This window comes from Streptomyces iakyrus (assembly GCF_000717055.1).
Classification (GTDB): Bacteria; Actinomycetota; Actinomycetes; order Streptomycetales; family Streptomycetaceae; genus Streptomyces; species Streptomyces iakyrus.
Window position 1 is genome coordinate 149450 of sequence record NZ_JNXI01000001.1, and the last position, 15153, is coordinate 164602.

General features: G+C 72.8%; 16 protein-coding genes and 1 tRNA gene. 11 read left to right on the forward strand and 6 right to left on the reverse strand.

What is annotated here, in order from left to right:
• The first annotated feature begins 153 nt into the window (after nucleotides 1–153).
• Entirely contained in the window at nucleotides 154–1665 is a 1512-nt protein-coding gene (locus OO68_RS42025) for a peptidoglycan-binding domain-containing protein (protein ID WP_051814222.1), read from the forward strand.
• 42 nt (nucleotides 1666–1707) lie between these two features.
• Nucleotides 1708–2244: a chloramphenicol phosphotransferase CPT gene (gene cpt, locus OO68_RS00655; protein ID WP_209442531.1), complete on the forward strand. Its 537-nt coding sequence runs from the start codon at nucleotides 1708–1710 to the stop codon at nucleotides 2242–2244.
• 206 nt (nucleotides 2245–2450) lie between these two features.
• Here cpt and OO68_RS00660 read toward each other — a convergent pair whose 3' ends face one another.
• Together OO68_RS00660 and OO68_RS00665 are read right to left on the reverse strand one after the other, a co-directional pair.
• The gene (locus tag OO68_RS00660; RefSeq protein ID WP_033306092.1) at nucleotides 2451–3110 is read right to left on the reverse strand and encodes an HAD-IA family hydrolase; all 660 of its coding nucleotides are present in this window, start codon (nucleotides 3108–3110) and stop codon (nucleotides 2451–2453) included.
• 207 nt (nucleotides 3111–3317) lie between these two features.
• Nucleotides 3318–3899, reverse strand: a complete 582-nt coding sequence (locus OO68_RS00665; RefSeq protein WP_033306093.1) for a TMEM165/GDT1 family protein — start codon at nucleotides 3897–3899, stop codon at nucleotides 3318–3320.
• 390 nt (nucleotides 3900–4289) lie between these two features.
• Between OO68_RS00665 and OO68_RS00670 the strand changes: the two genes are divergently transcribed.
• The 6 genes from OO68_RS00670 (at nucleotide 4290) to OO68_RS00695 (ending at nucleotide 11725) form a co-directional block, all read left to right on the forward strand.
• Entirely contained in the window at nucleotides 4290–4934 is a 645-nt protein-coding gene (locus OO68_RS00670) for an HNH endonuclease family protein (RefSeq protein WP_033306094.1), read from the forward strand.
• Between the two features lie 77 nt (nucleotides 4935–5011).
• On the forward strand, nucleotides 5012–6649 hold the full coding sequence (locus OO68_RS00675; protein ID WP_033306095.1) for an alkaline phosphatase D family protein: 1638 nt from the start codon (nucleotides 5012–5014) through the stop codon (nucleotides 6647–6649).
• Between the two features lie 225 nt (nucleotides 6650–6874).
• Nucleotides 6875–8890 (forward strand): FAD/NAD(P)-binding protein, encoded by a 2016-nt coding sequence (locus OO68_RS00680; protein WP_033306096.1) that lies wholly within the window; start codon nucleotides 6875–6877, stop codon nucleotides 8888–8890.
• 83 nt (nucleotides 8891–8973) lie between these two features.
• Nucleotides 8974–9426 carry a DoxX family protein gene (locus OO68_RS00685; protein ID WP_033306097.1) on the forward strand — a complete coding sequence of 151 codons (453 nt, stop codon included), beginning with the start codon at nucleotides 8974–8976 and terminating at the stop codon, nucleotides 9424–9426.
• 286 nt (nucleotides 9427–9712) lie between these two features.
• Nucleotides 9713–10309, forward strand: coding sequence for a DedA family protein (locus tag OO68_RS00690; protein ID WP_033306098.1), 597 nt, complete (start codon nucleotides 9713–9715; stop codon nucleotides 10307–10309).
• 129 nt (nucleotides 10310–10438) lie between these two features.
• The gene (locus OO68_RS00695; protein WP_033306099.1) at nucleotides 10439–11725 is read left to right on the forward strand and encodes a phosphatase PAP2 family protein; all 1287 of its coding nucleotides are present in this window, start codon (nucleotides 10439–10441) and stop codon (nucleotides 11723–11725) included.
• Nucleotides 11726–11792: 67 nt separating this feature from the next.
• On the opposite strand, the gene OO68_RS00700 is transcribed toward OO68_RS00695, so the two are convergent.
• Nucleotides 11793–12029, reverse strand: coding sequence for a DUF2277 domain-containing protein (locus tag OO68_RS00700; protein ID WP_033306100.1), 237 nt, complete (start codon nucleotides 12027–12029; stop codon nucleotides 11793–11795).
• 282 nt (nucleotides 12030–12311) lie between these two features.
• Here OO68_RS00700 and OO68_RS48655 point away from each other — a divergent pair, with 282 nt between their 5' ends.
• Both OO68_RS48655 and OO68_RS00710 read left to right on the forward strand, forming a co-directional pair.
• Nucleotides 12312–12614 (forward strand): hypothetical protein, encoded by a 303-nt coding sequence (locus OO68_RS48655; RefSeq protein WP_439332890.1) that lies wholly within the window; start codon nucleotides 12312–12314, stop codon nucleotides 12612–12614.
• Between the two features lie 51 nt (nucleotides 12615–12665).
• Nucleotides 12666–13019 (forward strand): DUF8825 domain-containing protein, encoded by a 354-nt coding sequence (locus OO68_RS00710; RefSeq protein ID WP_033306101.1) that lies wholly within the window; start codon nucleotides 12666–12668, stop codon nucleotides 13017–13019.
• 12 nt (nucleotides 13020–13031) lie between these two features.
• Here the strand turns inward: OO68_RS00710 and OO68_RS00715 are convergent, their stop codons facing one another.
• Together OO68_RS00715 and OO68_RS00720 are read right to left on the reverse strand one after the other, a co-directional pair.
• A complete protein-coding gene (locus tag OO68_RS00715; RefSeq protein ID WP_033306102.1) occupies nucleotides 13032–13676 on the reverse strand; it encodes a DUF305 domain-containing protein in 645 nt (214 codons plus the stop codon).
• A gap of 95 nt (nucleotides 13677–13771) precedes the next feature.
• The gene (locus tag OO68_RS00720) at nucleotides 13772–14176 is read right to left on the reverse strand and encodes a DUF6153 family protein (RefSeq protein WP_051814224.1); all 405 of its coding nucleotides are present in this window, start codon (nucleotides 14174–14176) and stop codon (nucleotides 13772–13774) included.
• A 133-nt stretch (nucleotides 14177–14309) separates the two neighbouring features.
• Between OO68_RS00720 and OO68_RS00725 the strand changes: the two genes are divergently transcribed.
• Complete coding sequence (locus OO68_RS00725; RefSeq protein WP_033306104.1) at nucleotides 14310–14879, forward strand: DinB family protein; 570 nt, start codon at nucleotides 14310–14312, stop codon at nucleotides 14877–14879.
• An 81-nt stretch (nucleotides 14880–14960) separates the two neighbouring features.
• Here the strand turns inward: OO68_RS00725 and OO68_RS00730 are convergent.
• Nucleotides 14961–15032: transfer RNA gene (locus OO68_RS00730), tRNA-Val, on the reverse strand.
• Between the last annotated feature and the right edge of the window lie 121 nt (nucleotides 15033–15153).

A 15153-nucleotide genomic window follows, 5' to 3' on the forward strand; every position in this document is an offset into this window, starting at 1 on the left:
TCCCGCGTCTGCTGTGACCTTTTCCATCGTGACCGCTGTGACCGGTTATGGCCCGCCGGGCCCCTTTGGAAGCTGTGCTTCCGGGGGCTCCTCGACCGCACTGTGGAGAAGATCTGGATAATCTCTGGAGTTCGCGAGGGGAGGGAGGAACGCGTGGAACCGCCCAACGGCCACCCGTGCCCGGAGTGCGGCGCACCCAGACAGCGGGACAACACCCCCGCCTGCGCCTGCACCGACCGGGCCGCCGAGGCCCTCCGCGACGCCCGCACGACCCAGGCGGCGGCAGCGGAGGACTTCGACCCACTGCGGATCCGCCCGTACGTGGAGATCGACGGCGGGGGGTCCGCCGGGCCGGGCGCGCCGGGCTCCGAGGAGGGGCGGCCCGCCTCACCGGCCGGGGCGACGGCGTCCCCGCGCCCTGGGGGGCCCGCGGGTGCGTCCTTCGCAGGCACCCCGGTCACGGCACCCCCGGCCGAGCCCGCCCCGCACGCCGTGGACGGCGCCGCCCGACGTCCCGGAACCGCCCCGGCGGAAGCGTCACCCGCCCAGGTCCCCGGTCCGTCGTCCGCAGCCGAAGCGGGCGACAGCGCCGCCCTGCCGTACGGAGACGCCCACCGGCCGCCGGGAATCGGTTCTGCCGAGGCACCGCGGGCCCAGGACCCCGGGCCCGCAGCCGAAGGCGCACCGGGCCGGGCCGCAACGGACGGCAGCGGAAATCCGCCGCAGTCCCGGGCCGAAAGGACACCGGGCCCGGCCGCTGCGGCGGACGGTTCCGGCAGCCTCCCGGACGCCGAGGCCTCACTCCCCGGCGGTACCGCTCGGCCGCCCGCGCCCACCGACGCCACCATGCCCCTGCGCCCGATCGACACGGTCGCGCCTGTCGACCCGGACGTGACCGCCGCGCTGCCGGCCCCCTCCGTCACCTCGGCGCTTCCCACGCCCCTGGCCCCCGCCCCGACCGAACCGAGCGTCACCGACCTGCGGATGTTCGACGGAAACGTGAGGACACCCGTCGGGGCGCCGGAAGGCGGCCGGTCCGGTACGCGTCGGCCGCGCCGGCGCAGCACCCTGCTCCTCGCCACCGCCGGTGCCTGCGTCGCCGTCGTCACGGCGGCCGGGTACGCGAGCGGGCTGTTCTCCTACGAGAGCCCGTCCCGGGACACCGCGCTGCCGGACGACATCCGTGCGAGCGTGCCGGACGCCCCGTCGAGCAGCGCGGCGTCCACGCCTCCGAAGGGCAGCGCCTCGGTCGCTCCGCCGGCCCCGGCAGCGCCGCGGCCGTCGCCGTCCCGCACGGCGAGCCCGTCCGCCTCGCCGTCGCCGTCCGCGAGCGCCTCGGCGAGCCCGTCGCAGTCGCCCTCCGCGTCGGCATCGCAGCCGTCGGCATCGGCGACCGGCCCCGGCCAGGCGCCTCCGGACAACTCCCGCCAGAACAAGGGCCCGGCCGTCCTGCGCCTCGGCGACAACGGCCCGGAGGTCACCGAACTCCAGCTCCGCCTGCGACAGTTGAACCTGTACGTCGACGACACCGACGGCAGCTTCGACGACCGGCTGGAGGAAGCGGTCCGCACCTACCAGTGGTCCCGCGGCATCCAGGTCGACGACCTCGGCGTCTACGACCGGGAGACCCGGGCGAAGCTGGAGTCGGAAACCCGGGAGCCCTGACCGGCCCGGCCGCTCTATCGTGACGCCGTGACTACTCAGGTGATCACTACTCAGGTGATCGTTCTCAACGGCGGTTCGAGCTCGGGCAAGTCGGGGATCGTCCGGTGCCTGCAAGAGGTCCTGCCCGGTGCGTGGATGACCTTCGGCGTCGACTCGTTCGTCGAGGCGCTGCCCGCGAAGCTCCAGGGCTCGGAGGGCGGGATCACGTTCGCGGCGGACGGCGGCGTGAGCGTCGGCGCGGAGTTCCGGGCTCTGGAGGCGGCCTGGACCGAGGGCATCGCAGCCATGGCCCGCGCCGGCGCGGGGATCGTCGTCGACGACGTCTTCCTCGGCGGCGCGGCGTCCCGTGAGCGGTGGGAGAAGGCTCTCGCCGGACTCACCGTGCTGTGGGTCGGGGTCCGGTGCGACGCCGAGGTCGCCGCGGGCCGCGAGATCGCCCGGGGGGACCGGGTCAAGGGCATGGCCGCGTCACAGGCGTCGGTCGTGCACGAGGGTCTGTGCTACGACGTGGAGGTGGACACGACGCACACCGAGTCCCTGGAGTGCGCGCGCGTCATCGCCGCCCATGTGACGGGCTGACCAGCGCCGCCCGAGGGACTCACGCGCTCCGGCCACCCACGGACACATGCCTGCCTCGCCGCCCGCGCGACGCGCACGCCGGCCACCCGAGTGACGCGCACCGTCGCCGCCGCCCGACCGGGCCCGGGCGCCACCCCACCGAGCCCGGACATCTCCGCCCAGCCGGTCCGGGGCCCGGCCATCCCGCTGAGCCGGGCGGCCCGGGTTCACCCGATGCGCAGCCGGATCGTCCCGCCCGCACTCGCCTCGACCCGCACCTTCGTGAGGTCCTCCACCACCACGTCCGGCTCGTGGGCCGCGGCCCGGGGCCCGACCCCGACCACCGTCATCCCGGCGGCCCGCCCGGCCGCTATCCCGGCCCCGGAGTCCTCGAAGACCACACAGTCCCCGGGGGCGACGCCCAGCTCGGCGGCGCCCTTCAGGAAGCCCTCCGGGTCGGGCTTGCTCGCCCCGACGGACTCCGCGGTCACCCGCACCTCGGGCTGCTCCAGACCGGCCGCGGCCATCCGCGCCGTCGAGAGCGGCACATCGGCCGAGGTCACCAGCGCGTGCGGCAGCCCGCGCAGCGAGGCCAGGAACTCCGGCGCGCCGGGGATCGCCACGACACCGTCGGTGTCGGCCGTCTCCTCGGCGAGCATCCGGGCGTTGTCGGCGTGGTTCTGCTCCATCGGCCGCCCGGGCAGCAGCAGCGCCATGGAGGCGTAGCCCTGGCGGCCGTGGACGACCTTCATGACCTCGTCGCCGTCGAGCCCGTGGCGCTCGGCCCAGCGCCGCCAGACGCGTTCGACCGAGGCGTCCGAGTTGACGAGGGTGCCGTCCATGTCCAGCAGGAGGGCGCGGGCGGTGAGCACGGCGGTGGCCGTCATCGGCAGCTCCAAGGCTCGGGGCGCGTTCCAGCGCGGGAGGGGGGCGGACGACGGATCGCGACCGGCACGCCCCGGGAGACAAGGCGGCCCCGCCCGCCGGTCAGGGAAAACGGGCGGAGGCCACTTTGTTTCTCTACGGTACAAAACAAGGCGGCCTTCGCGCCAGGGGGCCCCACCGGACGTTCACCCACTGTTCGGCTCGCCCGCTCAGCCGGTGACGGCCTCCCAGAGGCTCCAGACCCCGAGCGCCAGCATGACCAGCGCCGCGACCTGCGTGATCAGCCGCAGCGGCACCTTCTTCATCAGCGTCTTGCCGCCGACGATCCCGAGCCCGGCAACGGCCCACAGCGCGAGCACGGCGCCGAGGCCGACGGAGAGCGGGTCGTCGTAGCGGGCGGCCAGGTTCGCGGTCATGATCTGGGTCAGATCACCGAACTCGGCGACCAGGATGAGCATGAACCCGGCACCCGAGACCTTCCAGAAGGACTGGTTCTCCGGCTTGCGGACCTCCTCCTCGTCCTCGCCCTTCCGCAGCAGCAGCACCGCTGCCCCGCCCAGGAAGAGCACGCCCGTGAGAGCCTGCACGATCTGCTGCGGCAGCAGCGTCAGCACACTGCCGGCGGCGACGGCGAGCGCGACGTGCAGCGCGAAGGCGGCGGCGACACCGGCGAAGACGTAGGAGGCGCGGTAGCGGGTGCCGAGGACGAGGCCCGCGAGGGCGGTCTTGTCCGGCAGTTCTGCGAGGAAGACGACGCCGAAGACGACGGCCGTCACGGTCAGGCTGATCAAGGGTTCCTCAATCGGTCGGGGCTGCCCCACCGAGAGTGCTGGACCTTCGCACACGACACCTCGGCACGGCAGCACACTCGGAACCCGCACCGGGGGGCGCGGGCATGCACTGCTTTGCCGAAGGTCTCGCTGGCGGGTCCTGGGAAAGGACCGCCTCCGGGCGCCGGCTCAGGCGGGCTGAGCAGTATGTCGACGGTCCGGCGAAGAGCTACTCCCCTTCTGCGCCGTCCATCGTACGCGACACCCCTGGCGTGAAAACTTTCCCCGCGAACCTTGTCATGTCATGCACGTGTCACTAACTTCTCACCGGGCGCACACCTGTGCGCAACACGGCACCGCGAGCATTCCCCTGCTCGCACGCCAACACCCCCTCCTCCCCAGGGAGTTCGCATGCCCAGGTTCTACGCGCGTCGACGGCTCAGCCTGGCCGCGGCCGCCACCGCGCTCATATCGGCCGCCACCCTCTTCAACGCCCCCACGGCCTCCGCCGCCCTCCCCACCCCTGTGAGCGGCGCCACCGCCCGCTCCTACCTCGCCTCGCTCACCGTGGCGACCGAGGACCGCACCGGCTACAACCGCGACCTCTTCCCGCACTGGATCACCCAGTCGGGCTCCTGCAACACCCGCGAGGTCGTCCTCAAGCGCGACGGCACCAACGTCCAGCAGGACTCCTCCTGCGCCGCCACCAGCGGCAGCTGGTACTCCCCCTACGACGGCGCCACCTGGTCCGCCGCCTCCGACGTCGACATCGACCACCTCGTGCCGCTGGCCGAGGCCTGGGACTCGGGCGCCGACTCCTGGACCACCTCCCGCCGCCAGTCGTTCGCCAACGACCTGACACGCCCGCAGCTCATCGCCGTCACCGACAACGTCAACCAGGCCAAGGGCGACCAGGACCCGGCCACCTGGATGCCCTCCCGCACGGCGTACCGCTGCACCTACGTCCGCGCCTGGGTGCAGGTGAAGTACTACTACGACCTCTCCGTCGACTCGGCCGAGAAGTCCGCGCTGACGAACTACCTGGCGAGCTGCTGACACGCTGATTCGTGTCGGGACCTCCCCGCTGACCTCCGTCGTTCCGTACCGTACGGGGCGACGGAGAGGGGAACGACATGAGCGCACTGCGCCTCGGACCGCTGCTGAGGTACACCGACGGCTCGTCCGCGTCCGTGTGGGTCGAGACGAGCCGTCCGTGCACCGCCGAGGTGCGCTGCGCCGACGGCGCAGGCGGCACGGCCCGCAGCTTCCAGATCGCGGGCCACCACTACGCGCTGATCCCGGTGACCGGCCTGACGGCGGGCACGACCACGACGTACGAGGTGCTGCTCGACGGCACCCGGGTGTGGCCGCTGCCCGGCTCCCCCTTCCCGCCCTCGGCGATCCACGCGCCGGGCCCGGAGAGCGGCCTGAACGTCGCCTTCGGCTCCTGCCGCTGGGCCTCTCCCCCGGCGGGCGGGGACGACCCCGTGGGCCCGGACGCCCTGGACGCCCTCGCCACCCGCCTCGCAGCCGACCCCGAGGGCGAGCGGCCGCACGTCCTGCTGCTGCTCGGCGACCAGGTGTACGCCGACGAGACCTCCGACGCCACGCAACGCTGGCTGGCGGGCCGCCGCGACCTGAAGGAGGAGCCGGGCAACGGGGTCGCGGACTACGAGGAGTACACCCACCTCTACTACGAGTCCTGGCTCGACCCGCGCATCCGCTGGCTGCTGTCCACCGTGCCCAGCTTCATGATCTTCGACGACCACGACGTGATCGACGACTGGAACACCTCCGCCGCCTGGCTCGCCGACATGCGTTCCACCGGCTGGTGGCAGGAGCGGTTGCTGAGCGGCCTGATGTCCTACTGGGTCCACCAGCACCTCGGGAACCTCTCCCTGGAGGAGCTGGCGGCCGACCCGGTGTACGAGGCGGTCCGTGAGACCCCCGACGGGACCGATGTGCTGCGCGCCTTCGCCTCCCGGGCCGACGCCGACGCCGCCACGGTCCGCTGGAGCTACCGGCGCGACTTCGGGCGCGTGCGCCTGGTGATGGTGGACAGCCGGGCCGCCCGGGTCCTCGCCGAGGACGAGCGCGCGATGCTCGACCCGGGCGAGGAGGCCTGGCTGCGCGAGCAGGTGCTGGACTCGCGCGAGGCCTACGACCACCTGCTGATCGGCACTTCGCTGCCCTGGCTGCTGCCGCACCTGGTGCACGACGCCGAGGGCTGGAACGCTGCGCTGTGCGGGGGTGAACGCGGCGAGCGCTGGGCGCGGTTCGGGGAGAAGGTGCGGCGCGCCGCCGACCTGGAGCACTGGTCGGCGTTCCCCGAGTCCTTCGCGGGGCTGGCGGAGCTGATCGCCGAGGCGGGCACGGGCGACCGGGCACCGGCGACGGTGTGCGTGCTCTCCGGGGACGTGCACCACGCCTACATCGCCGAGCCCTCGTGGCCCGGCCGGAGCCCGGACGCCCGGGTGGTGCAGCTGGTCTGCTCCCCCGTGCACAACTCCGTCCCGCTGTCGATGCGGCTGGCGTTCCGCATCGGCTGGAGTGCGATGGCGCGGCGCCTGGGCCGCGGCCTCGCCCGGCACGGCCGCCTCCGGAAACCGCCGGTCAGCTGGCGCAAGACGGGCGGCCCCTGGTTCGGCAACCAGCTCATGACCCTGATCCTGCGCGGCCGTTCGGCCCGGCTGCGGCTGGAGCACGCCAAGGCCCGCGAGGGCACGGGCCCCCGGCTGACGACGCTCCTGGACTCCGAGCTCACCCCGTAACCGACTGTTACGCCCCGCTTGCTGCCGCTGTGTCCCGTGATGCTCCGTGACGCCCTGCGGTGCACCGCGATGCCCCGCGATGGCAGTGAGGCATCCCACAGCGACCGTCAATCCTTCCCCAGGAGTCTCGGTTACCGCTCCCGGCGACGGCATGATGAGGCGGACCGTCCGCTTCCTGCCCGGCGGACCGCCGACACGCGCCCCCCACGCCCGGGAGTTCCACCCTTGTCTGCGTCGCCCGAGGACACCTCCGAGGAAGCCTTCGCGCGCGTCTCCGTCGCCCTGGTCGGCGCCGGACCGCGCGGCACCAGCGTCCTGGAACGCCTGTGCGCCTCCGCCCCGGAACTGCTCCCGCCGGGTGCCCTGCTGACGGTCCACGTGATCGACCCGGACCCGCCCGGTCCCGGCCGCGTCTGGCGCACGGCCCAGTCGCCCGAGCTGCTGATGAACACCGTGGCCTGCCAGGTCACTCTGTTCACCGACGACAGCGTGGACTGCTCGGGCCCGATCCGCCCGGGCCCGAGTCTGCACGAGTGGGCGGACGGCGCACTGGGCCCGGACGAGTACCCCACCCGGGCCGACTACGGCCGCTACCTGGAGTGGGTGTTCGCCGAGGTCGTACGGCAGGCGCCGCCGGCCGTACGGGTCGAGACGCACCGGGCGCGCGCGGTACGGCTCGACGACACCCCCGGGGGCCGCCATGCCCTCACCCTCGACGACGGCCGCACCCTGACCGGCCTGTCCGCGGTGGTGCTGGCCCAGGGGCACCTGCCGCGGACCGCCGGCCCGGACCTGCTGCGGCACGCGGCCCACGCCGCGCGGCACGGCCTGCGCCATGTCCCGCCCGCCAACCCGGCCGACGTCGACCTGTCCTCCATATCCCCGGGTGAGCCCGTTCTGCTGCGGGGCCTCGGCCTCAACTTCTTCGACCACACGGCCCTGCTGACGACCGGCCGGGGCGGCCGTTTCGTACGGGACGCCGGGGGCCTGCGCTACCTCCCCTCCGGCCGCGAGCCGCGGCTCTTCGCCGGGTCCCGGCGCGGGGTCCCGTACCAGGCACGCGGCGACAACGCGAAGGGGCCGTACGGCCGGCACGTCCCGCTCGTCCTCACCCCGGAGGTGATCGCCGGGTTCCGCAAGCGCGCGGACTCCGGGGAGGCGCCCGACTTCCTCGCGGAGATCTGGCCGCTGGTGGCGAAGGAGGTGGAGACGGTCTACTACGCCGCGCTGATCCGACGGGGCGGCGCGGACCGCGCCGGGCGGGAGCGGGAGTCGGCCGGGCGGGAGCGGGAGTCGGCCGGGCGGGAGCGGGAGTCGGCCGGGCGGGAGCGGGAGTCGGCCGGGCGGGAGGGGGAGTTCGTCGACCGCTTCCTCGCCGTTCCGCACGGCGACCCCCGGGAGGCGTCGCTGCTGGAGGAGTTCGGGGTGCCGGACGGCGACCGCTGGTGCTGGGAGCGAATCTCCCGCCCGTACGCCGGACGGGACGTCGCCCGCCCAGGCCGGTGGCGCGACTGGCTGCTGGCGCATCTGCGCGAGGACGCCGCCCAGGCCGCCCTGGGCAATGTGCACGGCCCGCTGAAGGCGGCCCTGGACGTGCTGCGCGACCTGCGCAACGAGCTCCGGCTGATCGTGGACCACGGCGGCCTCGCCGGCGCCTCACGCCGGGACCACCTGGACCGCTGGTACACCCCCCTCAACGCGTTCCTGTCCATCGGCCCGCCGCGTCGCCGCATCGAGGAACTCGTGGCCCTCATGGAGGCGGGCGTGGTGGAGGTACTCGGGCCGCGGCTGCGGGTGACGGAGCAGGACGGTGGCTGGGCCGCACACTCCCCCGACGTGCCGGGACCGGCCGTCGTTGTGAGAACCCTCATAGAGGCGCGCCTGCCGGAACCGGACCTGCGGCACACCGCCGACCCCCTCCTGGCCGGCCTGCTGCGCAGCGGGCGGTGCCGACCGCACACCGTCGACGGTTACGAGACAGGCGGACTGGACGTCACGTCCCGCCCTTATCGGCTGATGGATCGTCAAGGAGTTGCACACACAAGGCTGTTCGCGTTCGGCGTGCCAACAGAAGGCGTGCACTGGGTGACCGCTGCCGGAGCCCGCCCAGGGGTGGATTCGGTCACTCTTTCGGACGCGGACGCGGTGGCGAGAGCCGTTCTACGTGCGACTGGGCCCGAAATCGAGCCCCAACGGGAGGCAAAGTCGTGGCCAAATGTTGAACTTGCAAGCATCAATTAGGCACACCTAACGTGGGCTACTCCGCGGTATCCGTCCCCGACCGGCCTCCCCAGAGCCGGCCAACCGAAGGAGAGACCCCCCACATGACCGCTCGCCTCAACGGCGCACAGCCGTACGCGCTCGGACTGTTCCGGATCGTCGTCGGCCTGCTCTTCGCCTGCCACGGCGCCGTCGCACTCTTCGGCGTCCTCGGAGGCGTGGACGGCAAGGGCGGCACCGCCGCGACCGGTGCCTGGCCGAACTGGTACGCGGCCGTCATCGAACTCGTCGGCGGCACCCTGGTTCTGCTGGGCCTCGGCACCCGCATCGCGGCGTTCATCTCCTCCGGCGCGATGGCGTACGCGTACTTCAAGGTCCACCAGCCCCAGGGTCTGTGGCCGATCGAGAACAGCGGCGAGGGCGCGGCCATGTACTGCTGGGCCATGTTCCTGCTGATCTTCACGGGCTCCGGCGCGTTCGGCCTGGACCGGCTGCTGGCCAAGCGCACCTCGGCGCAGGAGCAGCGCTCCGCGGGCCAGGCTCCGGTGGCCGCCTGAGCCGCCCGGCCCTTCGGACACCCAGCGGCGCCTTCCCCACCGGGGGAGGCGCCGCCGCGTCTGTACCGGCCCGGTGTCGGTTCGACGAGGACGGCACTCGTATATATGCCGACAATCCGGGGCGAGGCGCGACGAGGTGAACACTCCGCACCGAACGTATGAGCCCCCCGTGAACCGCCCGTCACACCCCAGGCGTACGCTCTATGGCTGTCATGGCCACTCCTGCCGTCTCCGCCCGCGCCATCGCGGCACGGTCTGGCCCACGGGGGAGTCACGGGGAGTCGCGGTGCTGGAGCACTTGGGGTCGCTGATCGGCAGCCCATGGATCTACGCGGTGGTGGCCTTGTCCGTCCTGCTCGACGTGTTCCTGCCGGTGCTGCCCAGCGGCGTCCTGGTGATCACGGCGGCCACGGCGGCGGCAGCGGGCACGGCTGCCGACGTGCCCGACATCCTCGCCCTGACCCTCTGCGCGGCCACCGCCTCCGTCCTGGGTGACCTGCTGGCCTACCGCCTCGCCTGGCGCGGCGGCGCCCGGCTGGACCGGGCGATCTCGCGTTCCCGGCGGCTGACCACCGCCCAGGAGCGCCTCGGCGCGGCCCTCGCGCGGGGCGGCGGCGCCCTCGTCGTCCTCGCCCGGTTCGCGCCCGCCGGCCGCTCGGTGGTCTCCCTCGGCGCGGGCGCCGCCCGGCGCCGCGTCCGCGACTTCCTGCCCTGGTCGGCCCTGGCCGGTCTCACCTGGGCCGCGTACAGCGTCGCCCTCGGCTACTTCGGCGCCCACCTGCTGGGCGCGACCTGGGTGGCCACGGCGGTGTCGGTGGGGGCGCTGTTCGGCGCCGGGGCGGGCGCGGCGTATCTGATGCGGCGCGAGCCGCGGACGTCGTAGACCGGCTCCCACCCACCACCACGACCACTCCGAGACCTGGAAGCGGCTGAGACATTGACCACCACAGCGCCGCGGGAAGCCTCCCGAATAGGACGGACAGCGCTCGCCGCGAGGCGGCGGCCCCGGGCGATGCTGTGGGCCGCCGCCGGCGTGATCACCCTCGGGTTCCTCGTCGCGCTCCAGATCACCGCGCACCACTTCGGCATGCCGGGGCCGATCACCACGCAGGCCCGCGAGGTGATCCACGCCCCCAAGTCGGGGTTCCTGCTCTACGCCAGCATGGCGCTGATGATGGTGGTGCTCACCTGGCGGCAACGGCTCATCGCCCTCGGCACCGCGGTCGGCATCGACCTCGTCTTCCTGCTGGTGCGGTGGGCGACCGGCACCTATCCCGCCGAAGGCCATCCGTTCGGCAACGGCGCCCTGTGGGTGATCCTGGGTGTCGCGGTCTTCGCCCTCGTCCGCCGCACCGGCCGGGAACGCCTCCTGATGCTGAAGGGCGTCGGGCTCGGGCTGCTGCTCGTGACCGGCCGCAAGACGGGTGACACCTGGCTGCTGATCACGTCGCAGACCCGCCCGGTCACCCTCGACCCGTACGTCGCCATGGCCGATCATGCGCTGGGCAACCCGTCGTGGCTGGCCGGCCGGCTCCTGCGGGCGAGCGGCCCGGTCGGCGAGCACGCCCTCGACTACGTCTACGCCCAGCTCGCCGTGGCGGCGGTCTGCGTGGCGCTGTACCAGCTGCGCAACGTGGCGGCCGAGCAGCGCTTCCCGCGTCACCACCTGGTGCGCACCTTCCTGCTGATCGGCCTGCTCGGACCGGCCTTCTACATGATCTACCCCGTGGTCGGGCCGATGTTCGCCTACGGCCCCGAGGGCGGGCACTGGGCGGCGGCCGACCTGTGGCCGGACACCCTGCCGCCGATCACCACCCCGTACGAGCTGCCGTTCGACGAGATCACCCCGCGCAACTGCATGCCCAGCCTGCACACGGCCTGGGCCGTCACGATCTTCATCCACTCCCGCAAGGGCCCGCGCGCCCTGCGGTACGCCGGCACGTTCTGGCTGATCGCCACCCTCGCCGCCACGCTGGGCTTCGGCTGGCACTACGGCGTGGACCTCATCGCCGGCGTGGTGTTCGCGTACACGGTCGAGGCGGCGCTGCGCACGTACGACCGCGGCTGGGACCGGGCCGGAGTGCGGCTGATCGCGTACGGCACGGCCGTCTTCACGGTGCTGCTGGCGTCCTACCGCTTCGTGCCGCTGGAGATGGCCGCCCACCCGTGGGTGTCCGGCCCCCTCCTCCTGCTGGCGATGGCCTCGGTGGTCTACGGCTACCTGCGGACCACCCGGCTGTGGGAAGCGGAGACCGTACCGGCGCCGCGCCCCGAACCGCAGGCGGAACTGGCGGTCTGAGGCACAGGGCGTTCCGCGGCGTCCCGGGACTGTCTCGACAGGATCAGGCCCGGCCGTCTCGAACGGTTCAGACCCTGCTCGGTTTCCGTGTCCCGGCCCCGCGGACCTCCAGACCGTCCAGCAACTCGGCCGTGGCCTGCGCGACGGCCTCCACGGCGCGGTCGAACACCTCCTGGTTGTGAGCGGCGGGGGCGCGGAATCCCGAGACCTTCCGCACGTACTGCAGGGCGGCAGCGCGCACGTCGGCCTCGGTGGCCTCTTCCGGCATCGCGGGCGGACGCAGCGTCTTGATACTCCGGCACATGCCCCCAGTCTCACCCGTCCGGCCCCTCTGCGACAGCGGCGCCTACCATGATCACTCCGACGCGCCCGCTACCGGCCCGACGGCGTGGCCCCGCCGTGATCCGGGTCGAGGGAACCCGGGGTAGCGCCGGGCGTCGTCGAACACGGCAGCCCCTTCGCGGAGATCGACCTGACCGGCACGGACGGGCCCCGTCCGCGCCTCGACGCCCTGGCCGAGGCCCTCGCGGCAGCCGGTCCGGCCACCCGGGTCCTGGCGGACGAGACGGCGGCCCTGTGGGCGGAGATGTCGTCCCTGGCGCCGTTCGCCCTGCTGACCACGCTCCCCCGAGCTTTCGACTTCGCTCGACCAGGGGGGACCCCCATCGGCCTCCCCCTCGGCGACGTCCGCACCCGTCACCGCGACGAGCCGGCCGCCCTGGTGGAGGAGACCGCCGCGATCAGCGACGCGTGCGGCGGCCCGGCGGACCCCGCCCAGGCCCTCGCCCGCTACGACGCGTTCCCGGCGGCGACGAGCTGTCGGACGGGGCCGGGGGCACGGCCCGGCGCTGATACGGAGCCGTCGCCGCCGGCACACCCGTTCGCATGAACCACAGGAAGGAACTCGCCCGGCAAATTCGAACAGGCGTATCATTGGTTCGTGGCTACGACCTATGACTTTCCGAGTGACCTCCTGGCCGGTCAGGAGGAACTCCATCAGGTCCGGGCCGAGCTGTCGGCCCTGCTGAAGCGGCTTCCCTGGTCGGTGGAGCCGCTGGACGGCTTCAGCGACGACAACGGCTGGCGCAAGGTGGAACGCCCCGCCTCGCCCGGCTGGAGCGCCGACGAACAGGCCGAAGTCGAGAAGCTCCGGCAGCGGGAGCACGAACTGGCGGTGTTCGTCAGCACCCACCGCTACTGGGCCGAACTCGCGGGCCCCGAGCGGGTGGCGGCCCGCTCGGAGCTGAAGCACGCGCACGAGGCTCCGCCGGAGGAGACCGGCGGAACCTCGTGACGCCCGACGGGATCAGCTCTTGGCGTCCATCATCTGCTTCATCTCACGGATCTCGGCCTGCTGGGCGGTGACGATGTCGCCGGCCATGGCCTTGGCGGGGCCGTAGCGGCCCTTGCTCTGCTCGGTCCGGGCCATCTCCACGGCCCCCTCGTGGTGCTCGACCATCAAGGTCAGGAACTGGTGGTCGAAGGCCTTGCCCGTCAGCGTCTCCAGCGCGGCCATGTCCTCGTCGCCCATCATCCCGGGCATCCCGGAGTGGCCCGACGCGGAGTGGTCCATGCCGCCGCCCGCTGGGGGCACGTCCTCGCCCCAGGTCTTCAGCCAGCCGGTCATGGTCCTGATCTCCGGATCCTGCGCCTTCTCGATCCGCCCGGCGAGGTCCTTGACCGCCCCGGAGGAGGCCCGGCCGCCGGCCAGCCGCGCCATCTCCAGCGCCTGCCGGTGATGCGGGATCATGCCCTGCGCGAAGGCGACGTCCTGGGGGTTGTGGGCACCGGTGGCCGACGGGGTCCCGGTGGGTCCGTGACTTCCGGCGTCGCCGTGGCCGGCGGCCCCGTCGGCGCCGTCACCGCCACAGGCGGCGAGGACGACCGCCACGGCACCCGCGGCCGCCACCAGGGCAGCCCGGCGCGCCAGGGTACGAATGCTGCTGCTCATGCGTGAACTCCTGCTTCTGCAAGGAATGGAACTTCCGGACACGACGGAGCACCACGCCGCCACCGGTCGCTGCCGGCCGGCGTGATGCGTGGTGTCTAAATCCGCAGAAGCTGGAGCTCGGCCAGGGAAGGCGGGGCCCGGGCACCATCCGTATCCACGACGGCATACGCCCGTACGGCGCTCTCCCCCTCGCCCACGGGGACCGGGTCGGGAACCAGCGGGGGCAGCACCGGCCCCCCGCCCACGGCACCGGACGCACAGGTCGCGTCGGCGTGCCGCACATGCCCGTCAGCGCAGTGCAGATAGGGCATGAGGTGGGTCGTCGACACGGAGGCCGGCGCCATCTGGCCCTGGTGCCCCTGCATCACATGAGCCCGCTGAGACAGCCCACCCCCGGGCGCCAGCCCGTGCATCCCCAGCAGCCCCGTCAACAGCCCCAGCACGCACAGCACATGCCACCGCCGCAGGGCGGGTCGCTGAGCACGGGCCGGGTTGTTCACGCGCCCATCGTAGTGACAGGCCCCGAGACCGAGGGGAGGGGCCTCCTCCTCACCGCATGAGATCGGGGAGCGGCATGTCGAGCGCGTCTGCGATGAGTCACAGCCAGGTCTCCGTTCTCAGTAGTGTGCGGGAATGACAAGAAGCGAGCGACTCGCGGACCAGTTGGACCGGCACTGGCACAAGAACCTGAGGCCGCGTCTGCACGGTCTTGTCGATGAGGAGTACTTCTGGGAGCCGGTGCGCGGCTGCTGGAGCATCCGCCCCGGTGGCACGTCGGGCGCACCGATGTCGGCCGGGTCGGGGGAATGGACGATGGACCACGCGTCCCCTGACGCGGTGCCGACGCCGGCGCCGGTGACAACGATCGCCTGGCGGCTGGCGCACATCATCGTCTCCTGCATGGGCTATCGGGTCGGATGGCACTTCGGCGGCCAGGACGTCGACTCCCGGACCTTCGCCTACGCGGGGACCGCTGACGAGGCGCTGAAACAGCTCGATGAGATGTACGGGAGATGGAACGCGGGGGTCCGCGAGCTCTCGGACGCCGACCTGGAGAATCCGCCCACGGTGGGTCCCGAGCGGTTTCCCATGGAGGGCATCGTCCTGCACGTCAACCGGGAGCTGATCCACCACGGCGCCGAGATTTCCCTGCTGCGCGACCTCTACCGCTGGCAGGACGGAACCGTACCGCGTCGCACATGACTTTCCGGCAACCGGCGATCGAGCATCGGAAAAGGCCCCCCGGGAACATCTCAGGAGGCCTCTGAACCGCTACTCGGTCGGTGGGCGCGGACGGTTTCGAACCGCCGACATCCTGCTTGTAAGGCAGGCGCTCTACCCCTGAGCTACGCACCCGGCTCCCGGGCCACGTGCCCAGGACGAGTCGACAGCCTACATGGCCCGGGGCACGGTCCGGCAAACCCGTATCGCGGGAGCGTCCGGGGGCCGCCCTGGGGTTAACCCCACCGTTGATCCG

What these genes read in the sequence shown, in the direction of transcription:
- OO68_RS48655 (WP_439332890.1), top strand. Translation starts at nt 12,312, where the DNA reads ATGTCGTCCCTGGCGCCGTTCGCCCTGCTGACCACGCTCCCCCGAGCT.
- OO68_RS00675 (WP_033306095.1), top strand. Translation starts at nt 5,012, where the DNA reads ATGAGCGCACTGCGCCTCGGACCGCTGCTGAGGTACACCGACGGCTCG.
- OO68_RS00660 (WP_033306092.1), bottom strand. Translation starts at nt 3,110, where the DNA reads ATGACGGCCACCGCCGTGCTCACCGCCCGCGCCCTCCTGCTGGACATG.
- OO68_RS00725 (WP_033306104.1), top strand. Translation starts at nt 14,310, where the DNA reads ATGACAAGAAGCGAGCGACTCGCGGACCAGTTGGACCGGCACTGGCAC.
- OO68_RS00700 (WP_033306100.1), bottom strand. Translation starts at nt 12,029, where the DNA reads ATGTGCCGGAGTATCAAGACGCTGCGTCCGCCCGCGATGCCGGAAGAG.
- OO68_RS00670 (WP_033306094.1), top strand. Translation starts at nt 4,290, where the DNA reads ATGCCCAGGTTCTACGCGCGTCGACGGCTCAGCCTGGCCGCGGCCGCC.
- OO68_RS00715 (WP_033306102.1), bottom strand. Translation starts at nt 13,676, where the DNA reads ATGAGCAGCAGCATTCGTACCCTGGCGCGCCGGGCTGCCCTGGTGGCG.
- OO68_RS00695 (WP_033306099.1), top strand. Translation starts at nt 10,439, where the DNA reads ATGCTGTGGGCCGCCGCCGGCGTGATCACCCTCGGGTTCCTCGTCGCG.
- OO68_RS00685 (WP_033306097.1), top strand. Translation starts at nt 8,974, where the DNA reads ATGACCGCTCGCCTCAACGGCGCACAGCCGTACGCGCTCGGACTGTTC.